Below are 19,804 nucleotides of genomic sequence, written 5' to 3'. Positions count from 1 at the left end.
CAGAACATGACGACCAGGCCGAGTTGATCAACCCTCATGTGCGGAATGCCCGGCTAGCGGTGTCGTGCGCCGACCACGGGGCCGTACGCTGTTGCTGCCGTGGTTCCACAGTTCAGGAGGCCAGAATGCCCCCCGCTGCATCGGGCTTGACGATCGGCGAACGCGTAGCGATGGCGCGCAAGGTTGCGGGCCTCGATCAACACGCACTGGCCCAACGAGCCAGCTACAGCACCAGCATGGTCCGGGCAGTCGAGCAAGGCCGCGAACCGGCGTCGCCCGCCTTCGTGGCAGCGGTCGCCAAAGCGCTAAATATCGAGATCCAAGAACTCTATGGACAGCCGTATCGTGATCTCCTTGATGACGATGGCGGCGTTCCTGGACTTGCAGAACTAAGAACATTGTTCGCCGAGGGATCTTACATTCAGGCGGTGGAGCCGGGGCCCGTTGGCGAGATCCGCAATGAACTAGAACTCGTGCGCCAAATGCGGCAGGACGACAAAGCACGGCAAGCGATTGCGCGCACACCAATCTTGCTCCGGCAGATTCGGGGGATGGAAGAAAGCGCCATCTCGGGCGAGGACCGCGAAGAAGCGCTCCGGCTGCTGGCGCAAGCGTTCGCGAACATTGGGCTGATGGTGTACGGCTTCGGCTGGATGACACTGGCGACTCAGGCTGTCGATCGAATGGAAACCGCCGCAGAGAACGCTGGCGCCCTGGATTTGCTGGCTCGTGCAGCGAATTATCGTTCTCTGCTCTTGCTGTCCTACGCTGCGTATGACGTAGGCGAATCTTTGGTCGATCGGTCACTTAACCTGTTGGATCAAGGGCCGGACACTGAGTCGATTCTCGCGGTCCGGGGCTCCGCACACCTGCGTGGCGCGATTCTGTGTGCGCGTAACAGCAATGAAAGCAGGGCACGTGAGCACATCGCCGAAGCTCGGGCGATCGGCGCGAAGATCGGTCGTACGCCCTCCACCTATGACACGAGTTTCGGCCCCGGCAACGTAGAAATACATGATGTCGCGGTCTCGCTAGAGGTCGGAGACCCTGGGCGTGCGGCCCGCGATGGCTCGGCATTGCGGATTCCGGCGGATGTGCACTCGACGCGAGCCGGTCACCACTGGCAAGATGTGGCGCGCGCCTGGGTTCTTTCCGGCGAGCACTCTAAGGCACTCAAGGCGTTGAACGCAGCCCGGCGGGTAGCTCCGCAGCAGACGCGCTATCACCCGCAGGTGCACGAGACTGCGCGAGCTATCGCGCTCGCCGAGCGGCGGAAGTCGGACAGTATCGCGAATTTCACGGCGTGGCTCGGTCTTAAGATCTAATGCCGTACGAGCGCGCAACGCCCCCGTTTGCAAGCGGGGGGCGTTTTCTTTGTACGTGGAATTTACTGGGATTATCCCAATGTCTCTGACGGACGTCGGCGAAGGGATTTTGGTAGCCGAAGGTTAGTGTTGGCCGGTCTGTCTGCGTGGGGATGGTGCGCCGTGGTTGGTTGCGTACGTGCACGTTGCAAAACACCGCAGCCAGCCGCCCGCACTACGAGGAGATCGCACTCCAGAGCTGCCCTCTCGCAAGGTCGAAAGAGCCTTCAGTAAGATCAATCGTCCCAGCTCAAGAGGGCATCTCATCTTCTCGCGGTCGAACCATTACCCAAAGCCACCGGTGAATCAAGGCTAAGGAAGCAATTTAAACCGCGCGACCGGGGGCTGATAGTCCTCACGGGCCCCGGTTGAGTCGAGTGACTGTTGCACCAGCACCTTAAGCGTGCCGATGAGATGGTCCTGCACCGCCTCGCCGGCACCGGACGCATCGTTGGCGAGAACGGCGTCGTAAATCTTTTCGTGGGCGGCGAGGATGTCGGTGAGCGTTCGCGTCTTGATCGTGGAAAGGCCCAGTGCGTGCATCTGCGAGCGCGTGTTGGCCACCACTTGGACGACTCGCTCGTTGCCTGCCGCGCGAACAATTGTCTCGTGAAAGACCATATCGTGCTGCTGAAAGAGGCGTTCGTCGCCGGTCTCGCTCGCCTTGCGCATTCCGGCGAACGCTTTCTTGAAGACCGCGCGATCGCGATCGTTCATTTGCGTCGCCGCGCGATAGGCGGAAGGCGCCTCGAGTAGCAGACGCAGCGAATAGATCTCCTCGATGTCCTTGACCGACAGTTCGAGGATGCGCACGCCACGGCTGCGTTCGAACCGGACCATGCCGTTGGCCGCGAACTGTAAGAGTGCCTCGCGCACGGGCGTGCGTGACACGCCTAGCTGGCTCGCGATGTCCACGACCGAGTACAGCGAGCCGGGCGCCAATTCCCCGGAAAGGATGGCGGTTCTGATCTGCTCGAAAACCCGCTCGGTCAAGGAGGCGTTGTCGCCCGACAGTGGCTTCACGCGTTCTTACCCTTTCCGTTGACAAGCGAGGAACCAGCTTTGCTCGCGCTATTTCGCCAGCATGTCAAAAGCGCCATCGGTCCCGTACCCCCTTTCGATCAGCCTACAAGAACGACAGGTCAGCGCCTTGACTGGCCGGAAGCACCGTCTCGGCGTATAGCCGCCGCCAGCCACGAGCCGGCAGCGGCGCGGGCGTGAACTCGCGCAGGCGCCGGGCCAGCTCGTCCTCGTCCACGAGAAGGTCGATCCGCCGTGCCGGGATGTCCAGCCGGATGAGGTCGCCGTTGCGCACCGCAGCGAGCGGCCCGCCCGCCGCGGCCTCGGGATCGCAATGCAGCACCACGGTTCCGTAGGAGGTGCCGCTCATCCTCCCGTCGGAAACCCGGACCATGTCGCGAACTCCCTGGCGCGCCAGTTTCGCCGGAATCGGCAGCGCCCCGGCCTCGGGCATGCCGGCGGCGATCGGCCCGGCCATACGTAGCACGAGAACATGATCCGGGGTGATGTCAAGGTCGGGGTCGTCGAGCACCGCGGCGATGTCCTGCCCGGCATCGAGGACGAAGGCCGGGCCGGTGTGCTGCAGCAGTTCCGGGCTTGCGGCCGACGTCTTGATCACCGCGCCGGCCGGGCAGAGCGAACCGGTCAGCACCGCGAGCGCACCGGGCGGACCGAGCGGATCGTCGAGCGGCCGGATGATGCGTTGCGTGTCGTCGTGCGGCCGGACGTCACTTAGGAGCTCGGCTAGGGAACATCCGGTGACGCCGACCGTCGACGTTTCCAGGTGCGGTTCGAGCTCGTTGAGTAGTACCGGAACCCCACCGGACTGATGGAAGTCCGGCATGTAGTTCGCGCCGGACGGTTTGCAGTCCACGAGAAGCGGAACCTTCGCGCCGATAATGTCGAAGTCGGCGAGCGACAGGTCGACACCCGCTCTCCGAGCCACGGCGATCAGGTGGACTAGCGCGTTCGTGGAACCGCCGAGGGCGGCCAGGACCTTGATCGCGTTCTCGAACGCGGTTCTGGTGAGGACATCCCGGGGTTTCGGCGAGCCCTGCCGGGCCAGTTCGACGGCGCGCCGCCCGGTGGCGACGCCGTGCCGTAGCCGTGCGCCGGTCGACGCGCCAGGGGTGGCTCCGCCCGGGAGCATCATGCCTAGTGTCTCGGTCAGGCAGGCCATCGTCGATGCGGTGCCCATGACCGCACAGGTGCCTGCGGTCGTCACCAGCTCGCTGCACGCCTCGGTGATCTCCGCGGTGTCCAGCTCGCCGGCGCGGTGGCTCGCCCACAGCCGGCGGCAGTCGGTGCAGGCACCCAGCCGTTTGCCGCGCCAACTGCCCGTCATCATCGGCCCCACGACTTCCAGCAGCACCGGCTTGTCCGACGACGCCGCGGCCATCAGCTGCGCCGGCACGGTCTTGTCGCATCCGCCGAGCAGCACGGCCGCGTCCATCGGCAGCGCCTGGATCATCTCTTCGGTGTCCATCGCCATGAGGTTCCGGAACAACATGGAGGTCGGCGAGGTGAGGATCTCGCCGAGCGAGATCGTGGGAAACTCCAAGGGGAGTCCGCCGGCTTCGAGGACCCCCCGCCGAACCGCCTGCAGGAGGGCCGGCATATCGCGGTGACACGTGTTGTAGTCGGACGTGGTCACCGCGATCCCGATCACGGGCCGGTCGAGATCGACGTCGTCGAATCCGCGGGAGGCGAGAAACGCGCGGCGCAGGAACCGGCTGAACCCCTCGTCGCCGTACGAGGTCCGGCTGCGGTCGACCGCGGACGTGAAATCATTCTCAGACATGTAGAACTCGCCTCACTTGTGGATAACGGGTCGCGGTGCTCAGCGGGTCAGCGGCATCGCGATTGGTCGCATCGGCGCGCCGGTCGCGCCTCGGATCTTCAGTCCGGCGCCGATGAAGGCGAACTCGTGGAGCGACTCCGCGGCGAGCTGTTCGCAGTCGACGAGCTCCATGATCGGCACCCCGGCCTCCCCGAGAAGATAGGTATGGACCACTTGCCAGTTCTCGGGATCGTCGGCCGGCATCTGCTCGAGCGCGGAGTTGTCGCCGCCGATCAACGCAGCCCCGGCCCTGGCCAGGAACCGTGCGCCGTCCAGGTTCAGGCCCGGACTGTTGTCGATATAGCGCACCGGATCCGGCCATTGGGTCATCCGTCCGGTCCTGACCAGTGCGATGTCCCCGGGCAAGAACGTGGTGCCCTGCCGTTTCAGCGCAGCGCGCAGGTCGTCGGCACCGATCCCGTAATTGGCGGGGAGCACATCCACCCCGTGCAGTCCGGCCACGTCGAAGAGCACGCCGCGGCCGATTAGGGGCGGGATCTTGTCAGCGCCGCACTTGGTCCAATGCCGCGAGCTCAGATGCTGCGCCGCGGAGAACCTGTTCCATATTTCGCCGTGGTAGCCGAAATGATTGAGCGTGTCGATATGCGTTCCGGTATGGGTGTACATCGACACCGCGTCGCCGGAATAGGACACCAGCCGGTTTTGCGCATCCCCGGCCCCGGTCAGGTCGTCGAGGATCGTGCCCTCGGGCGTGTGGGTCATCCACTGCTGGAAGGCCGGGTCGCCGGCCTTGACCCACGACGGCATGCCCACGAACATGTCGACGGACAGGTCGATCGCGGCACCGCCATCCGCCCGCCGGATCACCTCACGCGCCGATTCCGGCGACAGCAGATTGAGCATGCCGATCTCGTCATCGGCGCCGAACGGGCTCTTGGTCACCTTCCGGAATTCGGCGGCGTACGCAGCGATCTTGCGGCGCGTCGCCTCGGTGATCAGCTCAGGTCCACACACGACCAATCTCCTTTCCTACCGTGCTTCGCGGGTCGACGACTCGACGGGACGCGTGATCTCCGCGTACTGAGCGGGTTTGCGCTCCGCGAAGATTCCGAGCTCGTATTCGCCGGGAATCATCACGAGCTTCTTCCGGCGCGCCTGGGCGAGGTCCACCTCGGTGCTGAAGACTCCGTGATCATTTCCGGCGTTGATCAACACTTCTCCGGCGGGCGAAACCACCTGGCTCTGGCCTAGGAAAGCCGTGCCGTTCTCGTCGCCGGCTCGGTCGGCGACCGCGAGGTAGACGAGATTCTCCAGCGCGCGGACCCGGGTGACGTGCTCGGCGAGAAACACCGCGTCCTGCGGCCAGGCGGTCGGCATCGCGATGACGTCCGCCCCCTGCAGGGCGAGCACCCGCGCCGATTCGGGAAAGCGAAGGTCGAAGCAGATCATCACGCCGATGCGCCCGATCGGGGTCGTCACGACGCGGGGGGCCTCACCGCGACCGGGCTCGACGAAGCGGTCGGCGCCGAGGTAGGGCAGGTGCTGCTTGCGATAGGTCCCGAGCACGCCGTCGGGGCCAAGCGTCACCGCACAGTTGTAGAGCGCGTCGCCGTCGGTTTCGAGAAACCCGACCACCGCGACGGTCGACGCGCGGCGGCATGCCCGCACGAGGTGCTCGATCCGCTGGTCACCCAGGCCGATGGCGACCTGTTCGGCCTCAGCGCGCGAGGCGAACATGTAACCGCTGAGCGTGCATTCCGGAAACACGACGAGATCGTTGCCCGCCGCCCCCGCCAGTTCGATCGCGTCGATCGTGGCGCCGAGGTTGACGTCGAGCTTCGGTCCCGCCGAAGGTAGTTGGGCAACCGCGATCCGTACCGCTCCGTCTGTCCGATTCAAGCCCAGAACACCACCCTTCTCGCTCCGCTCCGGCCGATATTGGCATGTCGCATGCTGCATATCAATGCTTGACATGCTACATGCAGCGTGTCACTCTCATCGGCATTCTGGACGTCATTGACGCAGGTCAGGGATCTGTCGGCTGGACAAATTCGCCGAACGACGGGATCGAGGGACATACCAATGAGTAACGCGGCCGTGGTCACTGGCGCCGGCAGCGGGATCGGGGCCGCCGTTGCGCGCTCCGTCGCCTCCACCGGTAAACCCGTCCTGCTGGTGGATCGGATCGCGGACGGCATCGAACGACTGGCGGCCGAGCTGCGATCTGAAGGGCGGCAGGCACGCGCCGAACTTGCCGACGTCACCGACGAGGCCGCGGTCGAAGGCGCTGTCGGCGCGGCGCTCGACGAGTGGGGCGGGATCGACGGCCTGGTCAACTGCGCCGCCACGATGATCTCGCGCCCGCTCACCGAGACCACGCTCGCGGACTGGACGCGGGTGCTCAGCGTGAACGCGACGGGAACCTTTCTCACCTGCAAACATGTCGTCCGGACACTAGTCAGGCAGGGATCGGGCGGCTCCATCGTCAACCTTTCGTCGATCTCGGGGAGAGTGGGGCTGCGCAACCAGCCCGCATACTGCGCGTCCAAGGGCGCGGTGCTCCAGTTGAGCCGTCAGATCGCCGCCGACTACGCGCGCCAGAAAGTCCGCTGCAACGTGGTGAGCCCGGGTTCGGTGCGGACCGACCAGCTGCGCACTTACCTTGCCGCGCAACGAGATCCGGCGGCAGCCGAACGGGAGCTCGTCGAATCCCATCCGCTAAGGCGGATCGCGGACGTCGCCGAGATCGCCTCGGTCATCGTGTTCCTGCTGAGGAGCTTCGTCACCGGCGCCGATGTGCCCGTCGATGGCGGCTACACCGCTGTGTGACCGTCTTCCGGCCCAACAGAAAGGATTAGCGATGTCCCTCGGCCTACACGAATCCGTGCAACGGGCCGCGCAGGCCCGGCGGCCACGACTGAGGCTGCCCCGCGGTCCGTTCGTGCCGGTGTGGGCGATGACCGCGGTGCTGTTCGCGATCAGCCCGCTGATCGCGCCTGGCAGCCTTTCCGGGGCCGCGTTGAGCTCGATGCTTCCCTTCGCCGCGATCCTGGTCCTCGCCGCGCTCGGGCAAGCCTTCGTGATCACTCAGCGCGGCATCGATCTCTCCGTGCCGGGCGCGATGGCGCTGGCGGCCCTGTTCGCCACCAAGGTGCCCGAGCTGACCGGACTTCCGCTCGCCGTCTCGGCGGTACTCGGACTGCTCGCCGGGGCGGCCGGCGGACTGGTCATCGGCGTGCTGGTGGTGCGGTTCGGGATCGCCGCGTTCGTGGCAACCCTGGCCATGAACACGATCCTCATCGGTGTCGTGCTAGAGATATCGAAGGGATTTCCGGCGTCCGCGAACCCGGCCGTCAGCGCGTTCGCGACCGGTTCCCTGTGGACGGTGCCCAACCTGCTGATCGTCGCCGTGATCCTGGTCGCCATCACCCAGTGGCTCCGGCGGCGCTCGGTGCTCGGGCGGCGCTTCGTGAGCGTGGGCGCCAACCCGGCCGCCGCACGGTTGCTCGGCATGCGAGCCGAGGGGTACCAGGTCTCCGCCTATGCCGTAGGCGGGCTCTTGTACGCGTTGGCGGGACTTCTGCTGGCGGCGTACCTGCGTACGCCCGACATCCTGCTCGGCAACACCTACCAGCTGTCATCCATCGCCGCGGTCGTCCTCGGGGGAAGCCTGCTGACCGGCGGCATGAGCAGCGCGGTCGCCACCGGCGTGGCGGCACTGTTCCTGACCCAGCTCAACCAGGTCGTGCTCGCCGCCGGTGCCGCGACCTCGATTCAACTGCTCGTGCAAGCGGCCGTGCTCGCCCTGGCCGTTGTCTTGCGCCGCGTGCCGCTGAGCGCGATCCCCCGTCGGTTGAGCGGGAACCGGGCTAAGTCTCGGTAGTAGGCAGGCATTTCCCCACCACATCCAGTAACCCTCACAATGGAGTGACAATGGTCAACAAGCGACGCCCTGTGCTGGCAGGCGGGTCGATCGTCGTCGCGGCACTCATCGCCGTCACCGGATGCGCGAGCCCGAAGGGCGGTTCCACCTCGAACGTCAACGAGGTGTACAGCGACAAAGGCAAGATCGGTGAAGTCTCCCAACTCAAATCGATCAACGAGTTCTGCGGCACCAAACCGCTGAAGGTCGCGCTGGCCGACGGTACGGGGGACAACGCCTGGCGCAAGACGGCACGGGCCGAGTTCGAGGATGAGGCGAGCAAGTGCCCGAACCTCACCGTCATGCCGTATTCCGACGCCCAGAACAATCCGCAAAAGGCGATCAGCGACATCAAGGCGCTCGTCGCGCAGGGCGCAGACGCCATCGTCGTGTTCCCCGACGCGGGCCAAGCGCTCCTGCCAACGCTGCGGGAGGCGTTCCAGAACGGCGTAGCGATCGTGCCGTGGACCGCCAACCCGGGTGGCACCGCCGGTACTGACTACACCACGTTCGTCGGCCACAACACGATCAACGACGGGCACACCTGGGCCAGCTGGACCTGCGAGCACCTGGGAGAAGCCGGTGGAAACGTCCTGTTCCTGGGCGGCACGCCGGGCAACACTCAAAGCACTACGGAGATCAAGGGCGTCCAGGACGAGTTCGCGAGCAACCCGGCATGCAAGAACGCCAAGTTGCTGAACGAACCGGGCAAACCGATCGACACGAACTGGAACCCGGCCCAGACGCAGCGGGTCGTCGCGGGCCTGCTGACCAAGTACGACAAGATCGACGCGATTATCTCGGACTCGGGCGACGGCTCGGTCGGTGGCGTTCGCGCCTTCGAATCGGCCGGCCGCAAGCTTCCGCTGTGGACGGCGAACGACAACAACGGCCTGGCGTGCGAATGGCAGAAGGCCAGGGCACAGCAGCCCGACTTCAACCTCGTGACCGTCTCGAGCCGGACCTGGCTCGTCCGCCTCGCGCTGCGTAAAGCGGTCGCCGCGAAGGAGGGCATCAAGAACGACGAGCCGGACATCATCAACATCCCGATCTACGAAGACAGTTTCGGCGACAAGAAGCCGAAGTGCGAGTCGGCGCTGCCGACCAGCGCCATCCTCTCGGCCGAACTCGCGCCCGAGAAGCTCAAGAGCATCTACAACTGATCGATCTGTGCGCTGGTCCGCGGTCGGCGGCCGCGGACCAGCACCGGAAGGGACTCACACGATGGATGAATCGAGCGCCCGCCTGGTGATGCGCGGTGTGACCAAACGTTTTCCCGGTGTACTCGCCCTGGACGGGGTCGACTTCGAGGCCCAGGCGGGTGAGATCCACGCGCTCGTCGGCGGCAATGGCGCGGGCAAGTCGACCCTCATGGCAGTCGCTTCGGGCGCGGAGAAACCGGACAGTGGGCATATCGCGATCGCGGGCCGACCGCTGGCCGAGATCTCCCCGGTGGCCGCGCGCGAGCAGGGTCTAGCGATCGCCTTTCAGCACCCGACACTGCTCCCGGACCTCACGGTGACGGAGAACCTCATGCTGGCGGTGCCAGCGGCGAAGCGTCCGCGGTTCGGCGAGGCGACGAGGTGGGCGACGGAGAAGTTGCGGGCGATGGGCATGCCGATCGATGCCACCGTCCCGGTTCGCGCGCTCACCCTCGCCGAGAAGCAGGCGGTCGAGATCTGCGGCGCACTCGCGTGCGACCCGAGCGTCGTCATCTTCGACGAGCCGACCGAACCGTTCATGTCCGCCGAGACCGAGCGGCTGTTCGAGCGGATTCGTGACCTCGCCGCCCGCGGTGTCGCCGTCGTGTACATCAGCCATCGGCTGCCCGACGTATTCGCCCTCGCCGACCGCATCACGGTGCTACGCGACGGCCAGATACGCGGCACCTTCAACCGGGCCGAGGTGAGTGAACAGGAGGTCATCACGCGTGTCGCCGGGCGCGAGGTCACCTCGCTGTTCCCCGATCGCGCCGCCGATCCGGGCGAACCGGTCCTGCAGGTGCGGGACCTGACATCCGATCGGCTGGGCGGGGTGAGCGTCTCCCTGGCCCGGCGGGAGGTCCTCGGTCTTGCCGGCGTCGAGGGCAACGGGCAGCGCGAATTCATCAGGGCACTGGGCGGTGCCGCGCCGAGCCGAGGGCGGGTGCTGATCGAAGGCCGACCGGTCGACGTGTCGAGCCCTCGCCGGGCGCGCGAGTCGGGTGTCGTGCTCATGCCCCAGGAACGTCATGTCGAAGGTGTCGCGACCATTCACTCCGTCCGCGAGAACCTGGCCGTCGCGGCGACCGACCGGACGTCGCGCGCCGGAATCATCGCTCTCCAGCGCGAAGATCAGCTCGTCGAAAGGGAAGTAGTCGAGCTCGGCGTCAAGCTCGCGTCCCCGGACGTCGCCGTCGGGACGCTTTCGGGAGGCAACCAGCAAAAGGTGGTGCTGGGTCGTTCGCTGCTGTCCGATCCCAAGGTCCTGCTGTGCGATGAACCCACCCAGGGCATCGACGTCGGCGTCCGCTCGGACATTTACCACCGGCTGCGGGACACGGCGGACAGCGGCGTGCCCGTCGTCGTGCTCAGCTCCGACAACGTGGAACTCGCCGGACTGTGCGACCGCGTCCTGGTCTTCTCGAAGGGCCGGGTGGTCGCCGAACTGGTCGGCGATGCGATCACCGATAACGCGATCACCGAGGCCGCACTGACCGGCTCGCCCGCCGAGCAAGAAGAGCGGGCCGCGTCGCGGGAGAAAGCACCGGGGCGCCGCTGGCGAAAGCTGCTGTCCAGCGAGCAAGGACCGAGCGCGTTCCTGATCGCCGCCATCATCGCGCTGACCATCGTCGGGACCGCACAGAACGACCGGTTTCTGTCCAGCTTCAACATCGCCAGCATGCTGGAGCTCCTTGGTCCACTGCTGTTCCTGTCCGCCGGTCAGCTGATCGTGATGTTGACGGGCGGAATCGATCTCTCGGTGGGGCCGCTGAGCGGAGCACTCGTCGTCGTCGCGTCGTTCTATGTCAGTGACGACTACGACATGGGCTGGTGGGTCCTGGGGTTCGTGATGATGGTGTTGGTAGCCGGTGGAATCGGCTTGGTGAACGGCTCCTTGGTGAAGTTCGCCCGCGTCACGCCCGTGGTGGCCACACTCGTGACCTATATGGCGCTGCAAGGTTTTTCGCTGTTCATGCGCGATGTTCCCGGCGGCTTGATCGCCGAACCGGTAACGTCGCTGCTCAAGGTCAAGATCGGCCCCGTCCCGTGGCCTGTGATCGCCGGGGTGGTAATTCTGGTCGTTCTCGAACTCGCGTCGCGCCGCACGATGGCCGGATTGTGCCTGCGTGGCACTGGTTCCGCCGACCAGGCCGCGTACAAGCGGGGTATCCCCGTCACTCGCGTCTACGTGCTGGCTTACGTGGCGGGCTCGATGTGCACGCTGTTCGGCGCGTTCTTGCTGGCGGCACAGACCGGCATTGGTGACCCGACGGCCGGTATCTCCTACACACTCGCCAGCATCACCGCGGTGGTCCTTGGTGGTGCTTCCATTTTCGGCGGCCGCGGAAGCTTCATCGGGGTTCTCTTCGGGGTCCTGCTGCTTCAGGTGACGCAGAACACCGCCTCGTTCGCCGGGCTCTCTCAGGCTTGGCAGTACTGGCTTCCCGGACTGATGGCACTGGTCGCGACCGGACTGTTCGCCCAAGTACAACACCGCACCAAGCGTTCCGCGCCGTCGAGCTGAGCGCAGTTCGGGAGCACCGCGAGGGTGTTCGCGATTTTGTGGACCCAGCAACGCGGCGGCGGGTCCTGGCTGACGGGTACCGCGCCGAACACCTCGCCAGTAGTGCAGGAGTTCGGCACAGGACTCGGTCGACTCGCGGTACCCGTCAGCCAGGCAGGGCGTGTGCAAGGTTGATCTGAGGGTTGCGGCGGGGTTTTGTCCAGGGGGGACGCGAGACCAGGGGGCGGGTTCAGGTGGGAGATCATCGGGTTGTTCAAGCCGTGACGGTCTGTCCAGGAGCCGCGCTCTTGTGTTCTTGGCTTCCCTGGTTCGGGTTGTGCTTGACCGGCCCACCCTCACAGTCGAGTCCTTGCGGGGTCGTGTGACTCCCGGTGCGAAGACGTTCATCGAGTCCGCCTCGGCGGAGAGAAGCCGCAAGTTCCATTGAAATCGAACCTTCGATTTCAATGGAACTTGCGGACCGTCGGCGTGTCGCATCCCGACACGCCGATGCCTGTGGACAACCTCCGCAATTTCAATGGAAATCGTGGGCGGGTACGGACGTGCCAGGACCCGCAGCCTGGAAGGTCCTTGTTCTGGACGGAAACCTGCGAACCGGATATGGCGCTGGCGCCGACCGAACGGCACCGCCGCCGGTATCGAAACGGTCCACCACCTGGGCAATCCCCCCACCACCTGGCCAACCTGCCACCCACCTTCCCGCCCGCAACTACCTAAACCGGATAGGTCAACCTTGCACACGTCCTGGTCAGCCGGGGCAGCTTCACTCAGCCAATGCGGATTTTGACGTCGCGGTTCGCATAGTCGCCATAGGCCGTCACCTTGGTGGTGACCCCGTTCGGGTAGGTGTGATGGGCAGAACTCGGAGGTCCATACCCGCTGGCCGAATAGTGCCGGAGCTCAAATTCCTCCCCACCGTCGGCCACCGCCTTGAAGCAATGGCCGCGGGCGGGTGATGGGGTAAAGGAATGATGCTGCGGGAAATCAGCGTGTTAATAAGCTGTAGGCCCTTACGAGCGGTTCTGCCGCGCCCTAAGCTCGTCGACGACTTTGTCTGTCACTCGGTTGATCAAATCCCGTGACACGTCGGTCTGATAGATCTCGGCCGGATGCGCCAGGATTTCACCGGTGTGAGTCGCTTAAGGCGTAGGGGCAGTGCGCGTTGCTGCCTGGTCTGCCGAGCCCAGGAGCGCGTGATCCCTCTTGGTCGGAGGTGACGGGCCTGGAGTGAGGTATCGGGCCTGGAGCGAGGTATTGAGGCTTCGCCGTCCGGGAACCCCCTGGTTGTTCGAAGTTCTGCACCGGTCCGTGCGGGATGAGGCTGAGAGGGGGCGTGATGGGTCTGGTTCAGGAAACTCAGCGGTCGCTGTACGCCGCCGTTGGGGCGACGGTGTGGGTGGTGCGGACGCTACGTGATGTCCCCAGCTGGGCGGAGCATGTGTGGCAGGAGCGTGAGCAGGTAATGCACCGGCTGGGGGGCGCCTACGGCCGGCTAGCCGGACGCGGGGAGGTCTTTCTGGGCGAGGCGCAGCAGGGGCTCGGAGGCTGGGGCCATGTGGTTGGCCAGGCCGCGCGCCGTATTCCGGGGATCGCCGCGGTCGAAGGGGCGGTTGTCGGGGCGTTCGTCAGGGAGGAGCAGCTCCCGATTTCTCACTACGACAGGCTCACGGCGGGCGAGATCGTCCAGAAGTTGCCGGGGTTGTCCCAGCGCGAGTTGCGCGAGGTCCGCGGCTACGAGACGCGTAGCCAGGCGCGTGCGAGGGTTGTCGTGCGCATCGATGAGTTGTGCGAGAAGGAGCCCTGGCCCGGCTACGACGAGATGAAGCTGGACGAGATTCTGCCGCGTGCGCGGGCACTGTCCGGCGAGGCGCAGGAGGAGCTGGTCAGCTACGAGAACCGTCACAAGCATCGCCGGACGATCGTTGAGTCGTTTGGCTACGAATGAAGTCTTCTCACGTTCCATCTGCGGGCACCTAACTCGAGCCGTGCCCCGTCGTCGCGATGCTCGTCGGACCGGGTGACGCGCAGCTCGCCGCGCAGCCCCTCACGTGTGCCCGTTGCGGAGTGGATCAAGGTGCCCGTGGCGGACGTGATCTGGGCCAACAAGAGGATCATTTATGTGCTGGCGATGATCTCGCATGCCTCGAATCGGTTGGCCGCCGAACACTTTTGTTTGAGGCCTTCGCTGATTTGGCTCCGACGACGGCTCCGGAATGTCGGTCTATAGCGGCTATGCCGAGGGAGTGCGTAGGGTAATCGAAATTGTCCGGGGGGATTTTTCGTGTGCTGCCTCTTGCATTCGTATGGGTGAACCACGAAGCGTCTCAGGACGCAGCGAAGCGATCACGCCCGATCGTTACGAATGGATCTTTCCCGGGCCAGTTGCGTTCAACACCGGGCGCGTTAAGGTGAGGCCGCTCGAAACTTCGGAGTATCTCTTCGGGCATTCGTGGCGTCGCGTCGCCGTGGTCGATCGTATTCCGGGTTGTTCAGGGTGTGTCGCTGGGGAGTGCGAGCGGCGGCATGCGCAGGGCTGTTGCGAAGGGTGTGGTGATGATTCGTGCGCGCGCAGGGTCTACCGGGGTGGTGACGCCTGTTCGGGTGCAACGCAAAGGAGTGCGCTCCTGCCGATGTCAACCGAACACGTCGATCTCGCCCGAGCCTGCTGTGTCACGGCCCGAAGTTGACGTGCGATGGGCTGACGTCTGCTGCCTGAGTCGTGAATGCGAGCAGCTGTACGAGTTGGGGGACTAGATCGCCGCGCGCATGTGTCCGAGCTTGGTTGTTTGAATTCGCGAGAACTGCTCATGAAAAAGGTTCTCGGTCGTTCCGAAATGGTGGCGCACCGGAATCGGCGATGTCCGGATGTCGAGCTGGACTCCGGTGGTGAGGGAGAATGATGACAACGGGTGAGGTCAGTGCGCTGGACTGGGCTTTTTTGTGCCTGGAGCAGGATACGGCCCCGATGCACCTCGGCGCGGTCGCGGTGTTCGCCCCGCGGCGTCCGGTGCGGCCGGAGAAGGTGGCTGGGGTGCTCGCGGAGCGGGCACAGCAGATCTCGCGGTTGCGGCTACGGGTCCGCAGGTCTTGGATCCCTCCCGGATACGCCAGCTGGGAAGAGCTTCCGGATTTCCGTGCCCAGAACCACGTCTACGCCCACCAGTTACCGTCACCGGGCGGTCGCGGAGAGCTCGCTGTACTCGTCGCAGAGCTTAACGCCGCGCCGCTGGACTTGAATCGGCCGCTATGGGAATTGCACGTGATCACGGGCCTGGACGGCGACCGGTTCGCGGTTCTGATGAAAATGCACCATGCCCTGGCGGATGGCCGCGGAGCGGTCGAAGCGGGACTCGGATTGCTGGACGGATTCACCCCAGACCGGGCGTCGCAACAAACAGCCCTACCCGCGGATCCCTTGCTTGACACTGTTTTGCGCGCGGTAGGAAGGCTCTCGCGGCCGAGGCGATTGCTCGGCGACGCGCTGTCGGCCGCAGGTGGCGTCCCGGCAACCGTGCTGCAGACCGTCGAGATCGCCTCCTCCGTGGTGCGCAACATGCGACTGCCCGTGTTCGACTCTCCACTCCGTGCTGGTGCATCAGCACCACGACATGTTGCGCTGATCCCCATCGAACAACGAGATATCCGCCGGATCCGCGCCCGTCACGGCGGCACGACGAACGACATCGCGCTCACGGTGGTGACCGGCGCGCTCCGGCGGTGGTTGGGCACCCGCGGATATCCCCTTGAAAGCCGCACCGTGCGGGCGCTGATCCCGGTCAACCACCGAAGACGCGGAAAGTCCCGCGCCGACAACAACGAGCTGTCGGGTTACCTGTGCGATCTGCCTGTGGGCGAGCCGGACCCTGCTGTCCGGCTGCAGACTGTCCGGGCCGCGATGGACCGCAACAAGAGCTCGGGCCCGCTGCGTGGACCTGGTGCCTTCCCAGTGCTCGCCGGCCTCATGCCGTCGATCGCGCACCTGTTCGCCGCCCCAGTGGCCAGTCAAGCCGCTGGTCTGCTGTTCGACACCGTGATCACTAGCGTGCCTCTGCCCGACGTTGCGGTGTCGCTGGACAATGCCTCGCTGCGCGAGCTCTATCCTCTCGCGCCGCTAGCGGCTGGTCACGCTCTTTCCATCGGCGTGACACCGTACCGCGACATCGTCCACATCGGCGTGCAGGCCAACCGGCGCGCGGTCGGCGACCTGGAAAAGCTCAGCGAAGCCCTGCCCCACGCGGTCGCCGAACTCGCTGACCTCGACTCCTGAGCGGTGCGGTGGCAAGATCTCGGACCGTTGCCTCGACCTCTACGCGATCTTCAAGCGATGACTCGAGCCCGGTCAGCTCAGCACCATGCTTGCTACTGGTTTCTTGACGGTCAGCGCTCTCGGTTGTCAGGTGCGTTCAGGGTGAGTTCGGGCAGTGGCCCGATCTGCCAGGGATGGCCGGAGTCGGTGGCTTGTTCGAGCCGTCGGCGCGCGTCGTTCCTGCCTTGCGCGATCAGTTCCTCCAGGAACTCGTGGTCGAAGAGGAGGTAGCTGAGCAGTTCGCCGTGGGCGGGGCTGTCCCCGCCGAGGACTTGGTGCAGCACCCGGCGGGCCAGCGAACGGAGGTCCAGGCGACCTTTGACCCGCGTGTGGAAGGTTTGCAATGCGAGCTCGCCCATCGCGCCGCGGTGGTCCGGCGCGACGAAGATGTAAGGCACTTGCCGGTACGGCGGCTTACCGCGTGCGTGGCGATACCGCGCGGCGGCCATCGCGACGGCAGGATCGGAGTAGAAGAGGTTGACGTTGCCGAGCACGACGATGTCTTCGGCGAGCGGGTCCACCAGCGCTCCCTCAAGCAGGTGCAGCGCCCCATCGACGAGATCGGGTTGCTGTCCTTCGTGACGTCCGGGCTCGTGAGAGGTGTTGGTCACCGCGTCGGTGCCGACGACCACAACGCGGTCAGCGCCCAAGTCCAGGGCCGGTTTGATCGGCGTGTTCAGCCGTGTGCCGCCATCGACGTACCAGCCCCGCGCCTCATCGGGGGCATCGACTCGGACCGGTGGGAACAAGACCGGCAGTGCTGCGGAAGCCCGCAGGTGCGCATGCGTGATCTGGGCCGGAATGTAGTCGATGACGTGCGAGCGGTGCAGCGAGGTTTCAGGCAGCCCTTCGACGAAGCCGACGGTGTGCCCCGTGCGAGCGGCCGTCGCGACGATGGCCAAGACCGACACCCTCCCGTCGGTCACATTGCTGTGCATGCTGGACAGGTCGATCCACCGATCCACGTTGCGCTCGAAGGGTTTCGGATCCAAAAGGCTGGCGAACCGCACGCCGGGAGCCGAGAGAATTTCCCCGAGGTAGCGCACGGCCAGCAGCGGTAGCTGCCGGTGCAAAGGAAACAGGACGTCCGTTCGGCCGATCGCCCGCCAGCACTCCAGCAAACCCCCGGTCGCTTCCGCCACGCTGAGGTGCTGGGATGCCGCCAGGTAGGCGGCGTTGAGCGCGCCCACGCTCGTGCCGACGAACATCGACGGGCGCTGCCCCAGTCGTTCCAGCGCTGGCATCAGGATCGACAGCGCACCGGCCTCGTAAGCACCCCGTGCGCCGCCACCCGCCAGGACGAAAGCGATCCGCTCGGCCTTCACCACAGGCATTGTCCGCTCCGCCACCTCGCGCAGCAGAGCGAAAGCGCCATTGGGTGGCACCACCTGTTCGGGGTTTCCGTAGCCGGTCGCGGAGCAGCCGGTGCGGGTTGCCTGCAGGATCGAAAGGTGGGCAGTACCGGAAGCCGGGTGAACAGGAGGGTTGGTCGTGCAGCAGGCGGACCTGGTGCTCGAAGGAGGCGGCGTCAAAGGCCTTGCCACCGCCGCAGCCGTCATCCGACTGCTCGAATGCGGCTACCGCTTCCCCCGCATTGCTGGCACCTCGGTCGGTGCCATGATTGGCGCGCTCGCGGCCGCCGGCGCTGGCGCTGCACGGATGCGCAGCTGCCTGGGCCGCCTGAATCTCTCCCGGATACCCGACCGAGCACAACCCGCCCTGCCGCTGATCAGCGAGGGACTCGGGTTGCTCACCCGAAGCGGCGCCTACGTCGGCGACTACTTCCGGGACTGGTTGGATCACGAACTCCAAGCCCTCGGAGCCTCGACGTTCGGCGACCTGCGCTGTGACAGCGACCAAGGCACCGACCTGCCCACGGAGCAACGCTACAAGCTCGTCGTGCTGGCCACCGATGTCACACATGGCCGTCTGCTCCGCCTGCCCTGGGACTACCACCTCCTGCACCGCGATCCCGACGAGCAATCGATCGCGGACGCGGTGCGGATGTCGATGTCGCTCCCGCTGGTCTTTGAACCCCAGCGGCTCACCGATCCCGTCACCGGAGAGGAATCGCTCATCGTCGACGGCGCAGTCCTGTCCAACTTCGCAGTTGAGATCTTCGACCGCACCGACGGCGAACCGGCCCGCTGGCCCACCTTCGGCATCCGTCTGCTCCCCGACCTGCCCGCCGGGATCGATGATGTCTTCCCCACGCTAGGTCTGCCGCTGCTCCCTCCGCTCGAGCTGCTCAAGAAGATCCTCGTCACCGCGTTCGTCGGCCACGACCAGTCCCATCTCAACCGGCCCGAAGTCCGCAACCGCACGATCACCATCAACACCTCGGAGGCGGGCATCACCGAATTCGACATCCCCGCAGCCAAACGATGCGCACTGATCCGCAATGGCAGAGAAGCAGTCGACAAATTCCTCGCAAACCGGAACGAGACAACACCAGCACCAGTCAGCTGCTGAGGCTGAGCCAGGACGAACCCACGCCCCGCGCAGGGACTTTGGTTGTGTAGAGCGATGTTCTTTTGGTGTGAAGGCAATTCAGTTCCGCCGTCGTGCATCTCCCAATAGCACCGCTCATGAGCAAGGCAGGAACGGCGGCCAGGAGGCGGGACTTCGTCTGCGACCGGGTGGGCGGTAGTGCCACAGGTTCCGGTGGAGGCCGAACGAGGATTTGCCGCTAGGCGGGCGAGATTGTGACTCGGGATTGCGTGCGTGCTTTTCTCGGGGTGTTGAGCAGGCCGAAGGCGAATCCCAGCACGGTCCACAGGCCCGCGAGCTCCGCCAGCGAGGAGAGACGGAATTGCCATAGCAGCGCAGCGGGAATGTCAGTGGGGATGGGGTCCGGGTTGGCCGGCCACACCCACAACACGATTCCAGCCAGCACGACGCCCAGTGCGACTGCCGCAGTGCCAGCCGATGGCGGCTGCCAACCGCGTGCGGCGAGTTGCCGGTGCGCGTAGTGCGCCGCATACATGATCACGATTCCAGCTGCGATCAGCGAGAAGTAGGCGAGGGTGCGGTCGGTGACGGTGTCCGGTTCGCCGACTCCCGGTGGATTCGCCGGGTACTTCAGCGCAGGCAGCAGGGATACGGCGGTGAAACCTGCGGCGGCGAGTTGCACGCTGCGGCCGAAGTCGGTGCTCGCGGACATCCGGTGCCGCATACTCGCGAACACGATCGCGAAGATGGTGCCGATGGCCAGGCCAACCACGACTGCGGCGAGCATGCCGCCGACGACCTGGGTGGGCCGGCTGAAGAGTTCTTCGTGGGCGTGTTCGCCGGCAGCGTGCGAGCGTGCTTCTTCGATGCCGAGTGCCGCGCGAATCGGAATTTCCACCAACAGCAGGGCGATCAGCGCGGCGGCAAGCCCCGCGAGCAGTCCGGCAGCCATGCCCAACCGAAGGATTTTGCTGAACGACGGATGCACCAGGCGCTCCCTCAGTGGCACGGAACGCCGAGGGCGTGCCGACCGTCGTGGGTGAATTCGTGAACGGTGTCCGCGGCTTGCGCGAGCAGCGCGCCATTTTCCTGGAGCACGACGTAGAGCACGACGATAGCGAATGCGGCGAGGGCCCAGGCCCATACCGGGACGTGGACGCGGATAGCGTCCGGAGCAAGACCAGCAGTGGTCATGGTGGAACAACCTTTCCATC

At 65.5% G+C, this 19,804-nt stretch carries 15 protein-coding genes; 8 read left to right on the top strand and 7 right to left on the bottom strand.

Features of this window, described 5'->3' with window-relative positions; all coding sequences use genetic code 11:
* Positions 1-146 precede the first annotated feature (146 nt).
* Positions 147-1,325 carry a helix-turn-helix domain-containing protein gene (locus SSPN_RS0116085; protein WP_237710561.1) on the top strand — a complete coding sequence of 393 codons (1,179 nt, stop codon included), beginning with the start codon at positions 147-149 and terminating at the stop codon, positions 1,323-1,325.
* Between the two features lie 351 nt (positions 1,326-1,676).
* Here the strand turns inward: SSPN_RS0116085 and SSPN_RS0116080 are convergent, their stop codons facing one another.
* From SSPN_RS0116080 to SSPN_RS44055, 4 genes are all read right to left on the bottom strand, one after another.
* A complete protein-coding gene (locus SSPN_RS0116080; RefSeq protein ID WP_010696178.1) occupies positions 1,677-2,387 on the bottom strand; it encodes a GntR family transcriptional regulator in 711 nt (236 codons plus the stop codon).
* 103 nt (positions 2,388-2,490) lie between these two features.
* A complete protein-coding gene (locus SSPN_RS0116075) occupies positions 2,491-4,185 on the bottom strand; it encodes a dihydroxy-acid dehydratase (RefSeq protein ID WP_010696177.1) in 1,695 nt (564 codons plus the stop codon).
* Between the two features lie 39 nt (positions 4,186-4,224).
* Positions 4,225-5,199 carry a cyclase family protein gene (locus tag SSPN_RS0116070; RefSeq protein ID WP_010696176.1) on the bottom strand — a complete coding sequence of 325 codons (975 nt, stop codon included), beginning with the start codon at positions 5,197-5,199 and terminating at the stop codon, positions 4,225-4,227.
* A gap of 15 nt (positions 5,200-5,214) precedes the next feature.
* On the bottom strand, positions 5,215-6,084 hold the full coding sequence (locus SSPN_RS44055; RefSeq protein WP_010696174.1) for a carbon-nitrogen hydrolase family protein: 870 nt from the start codon (positions 6,082-6,084) through the stop codon (positions 5,215-5,217).
* 183 nt (positions 6,085-6,267) lie between these two features.
* Between SSPN_RS44055 and SSPN_RS0116060 the strand changes: the two genes are divergently transcribed.
* From SSPN_RS0116060 to SSPN_RS0116030, 6 genes are all read left to right on the top strand, one after another.
* On the top strand, positions 6,268-7,014 hold the full coding sequence (locus SSPN_RS0116060; RefSeq protein WP_010696172.1) for an SDR family NAD(P)-dependent oxidoreductase: 747 nt from the start codon (positions 6,268-6,270) through the stop codon (positions 7,012-7,014).
* A 31-nt stretch (positions 7,015-7,045) separates the two neighbouring features.
* Positions 7,046-8,068, top strand: a complete 1,023-nt coding sequence (locus SSPN_RS0116055) for an ABC transporter permease (protein WP_010696170.1) — start codon at positions 7,046-7,048, stop codon at positions 8,066-8,068.
* Positions 8,069-8,118: 50 nt separating this feature from the next.
* Positions 8,119-9,270, top strand: a complete 1,152-nt coding sequence (locus SSPN_RS44050) for a substrate-binding domain-containing protein (RefSeq protein ID WP_010696169.1) — start codon at positions 8,119-8,121, stop codon at positions 9,268-9,270.
* Positions 9,271-9,331: 61 nt separating this feature from the next.
* Entirely contained in the window at positions 9,332-11,833 is a 2,502-nt protein-coding gene (locus tag SSPN_RS0116045) for an ATP-binding cassette domain-containing protein (protein ID WP_010696168.1), read from the top strand.
* A gap of 1,336 nt (positions 11,834-13,169) precedes the next feature.
* Positions 13,170-13,778, top strand: coding sequence for a hypothetical protein (locus SSPN_RS0116040; protein ID WP_187764576.1), 609 nt, complete (start codon positions 13,170-13,172; stop codon positions 13,776-13,778).
* Positions 13,779-14,729: 951 nt separating this feature from the next.
* Complete coding sequence (locus tag SSPN_RS0116030) at positions 14,730-16,100, top strand: wax ester/triacylglycerol synthase family O-acyltransferase (protein ID WP_083821735.1); 1,371 nt, start codon at positions 14,730-14,732, stop codon at positions 16,098-16,100.
* 110 nt (positions 16,101-16,210) lie between these two features.
* Here SSPN_RS0116030 and SSPN_RS44045 read toward each other — a convergent pair whose 3' ends face one another.
* Complete coding sequence (locus SSPN_RS44045; RefSeq protein WP_158309571.1) at positions 16,211-17,473, bottom strand: patatin-like phospholipase family protein; 1,263 nt, start codon at positions 17,471-17,473, stop codon at positions 16,211-16,213.
* Between the two features lie 157 nt (positions 17,474-17,630).
* Between SSPN_RS44045 and SSPN_RS0116020 the strand changes: the two genes are divergently transcribed.
* Complete coding sequence (locus SSPN_RS0116020) at positions 17,631-18,611, top strand: patatin-like phospholipase family protein (RefSeq protein ID WP_101376593.1); 981 nt, start codon at positions 17,631-17,633, stop codon at positions 18,609-18,611.
* A gap of 217 nt (positions 18,612-18,828) precedes the next feature.
* On the opposite strand, the gene SSPN_RS0116015 is transcribed toward SSPN_RS0116020, so the two are convergent.
* Positions 18,829-19,578, bottom strand: a complete 750-nt coding sequence (locus SSPN_RS0116015) for a CbtA family protein (RefSeq protein ID WP_010696163.1) — start codon at positions 19,576-19,578, stop codon at positions 18,829-18,831.
* An 11-nt stretch (positions 19,579-19,589) separates the two neighbouring features.
* Positions 19,590-19,784: a CbtB domain-containing protein gene (locus SSPN_RS0116010; RefSeq protein ID WP_010696162.1), complete on the bottom strand. Its 195-nt coding sequence runs from the start codon at positions 19,782-19,784 to the stop codon at positions 19,590-19,592.
* Between the last annotated feature and the right edge of the window lie 20 nt (positions 19,785-19,804).

This window comes from Saccharopolyspora spinosa NRRL 18395 (genome assembly GCF_000194155.1).
GTDB lineage: Bacteria > Actinomycetota > Actinomycetes > Mycobacteriales > Pseudonocardiaceae > Saccharopolyspora > Saccharopolyspora spinosa.
This window is presented reverse-complemented; position numbering and strand designations above follow the sequence as displayed.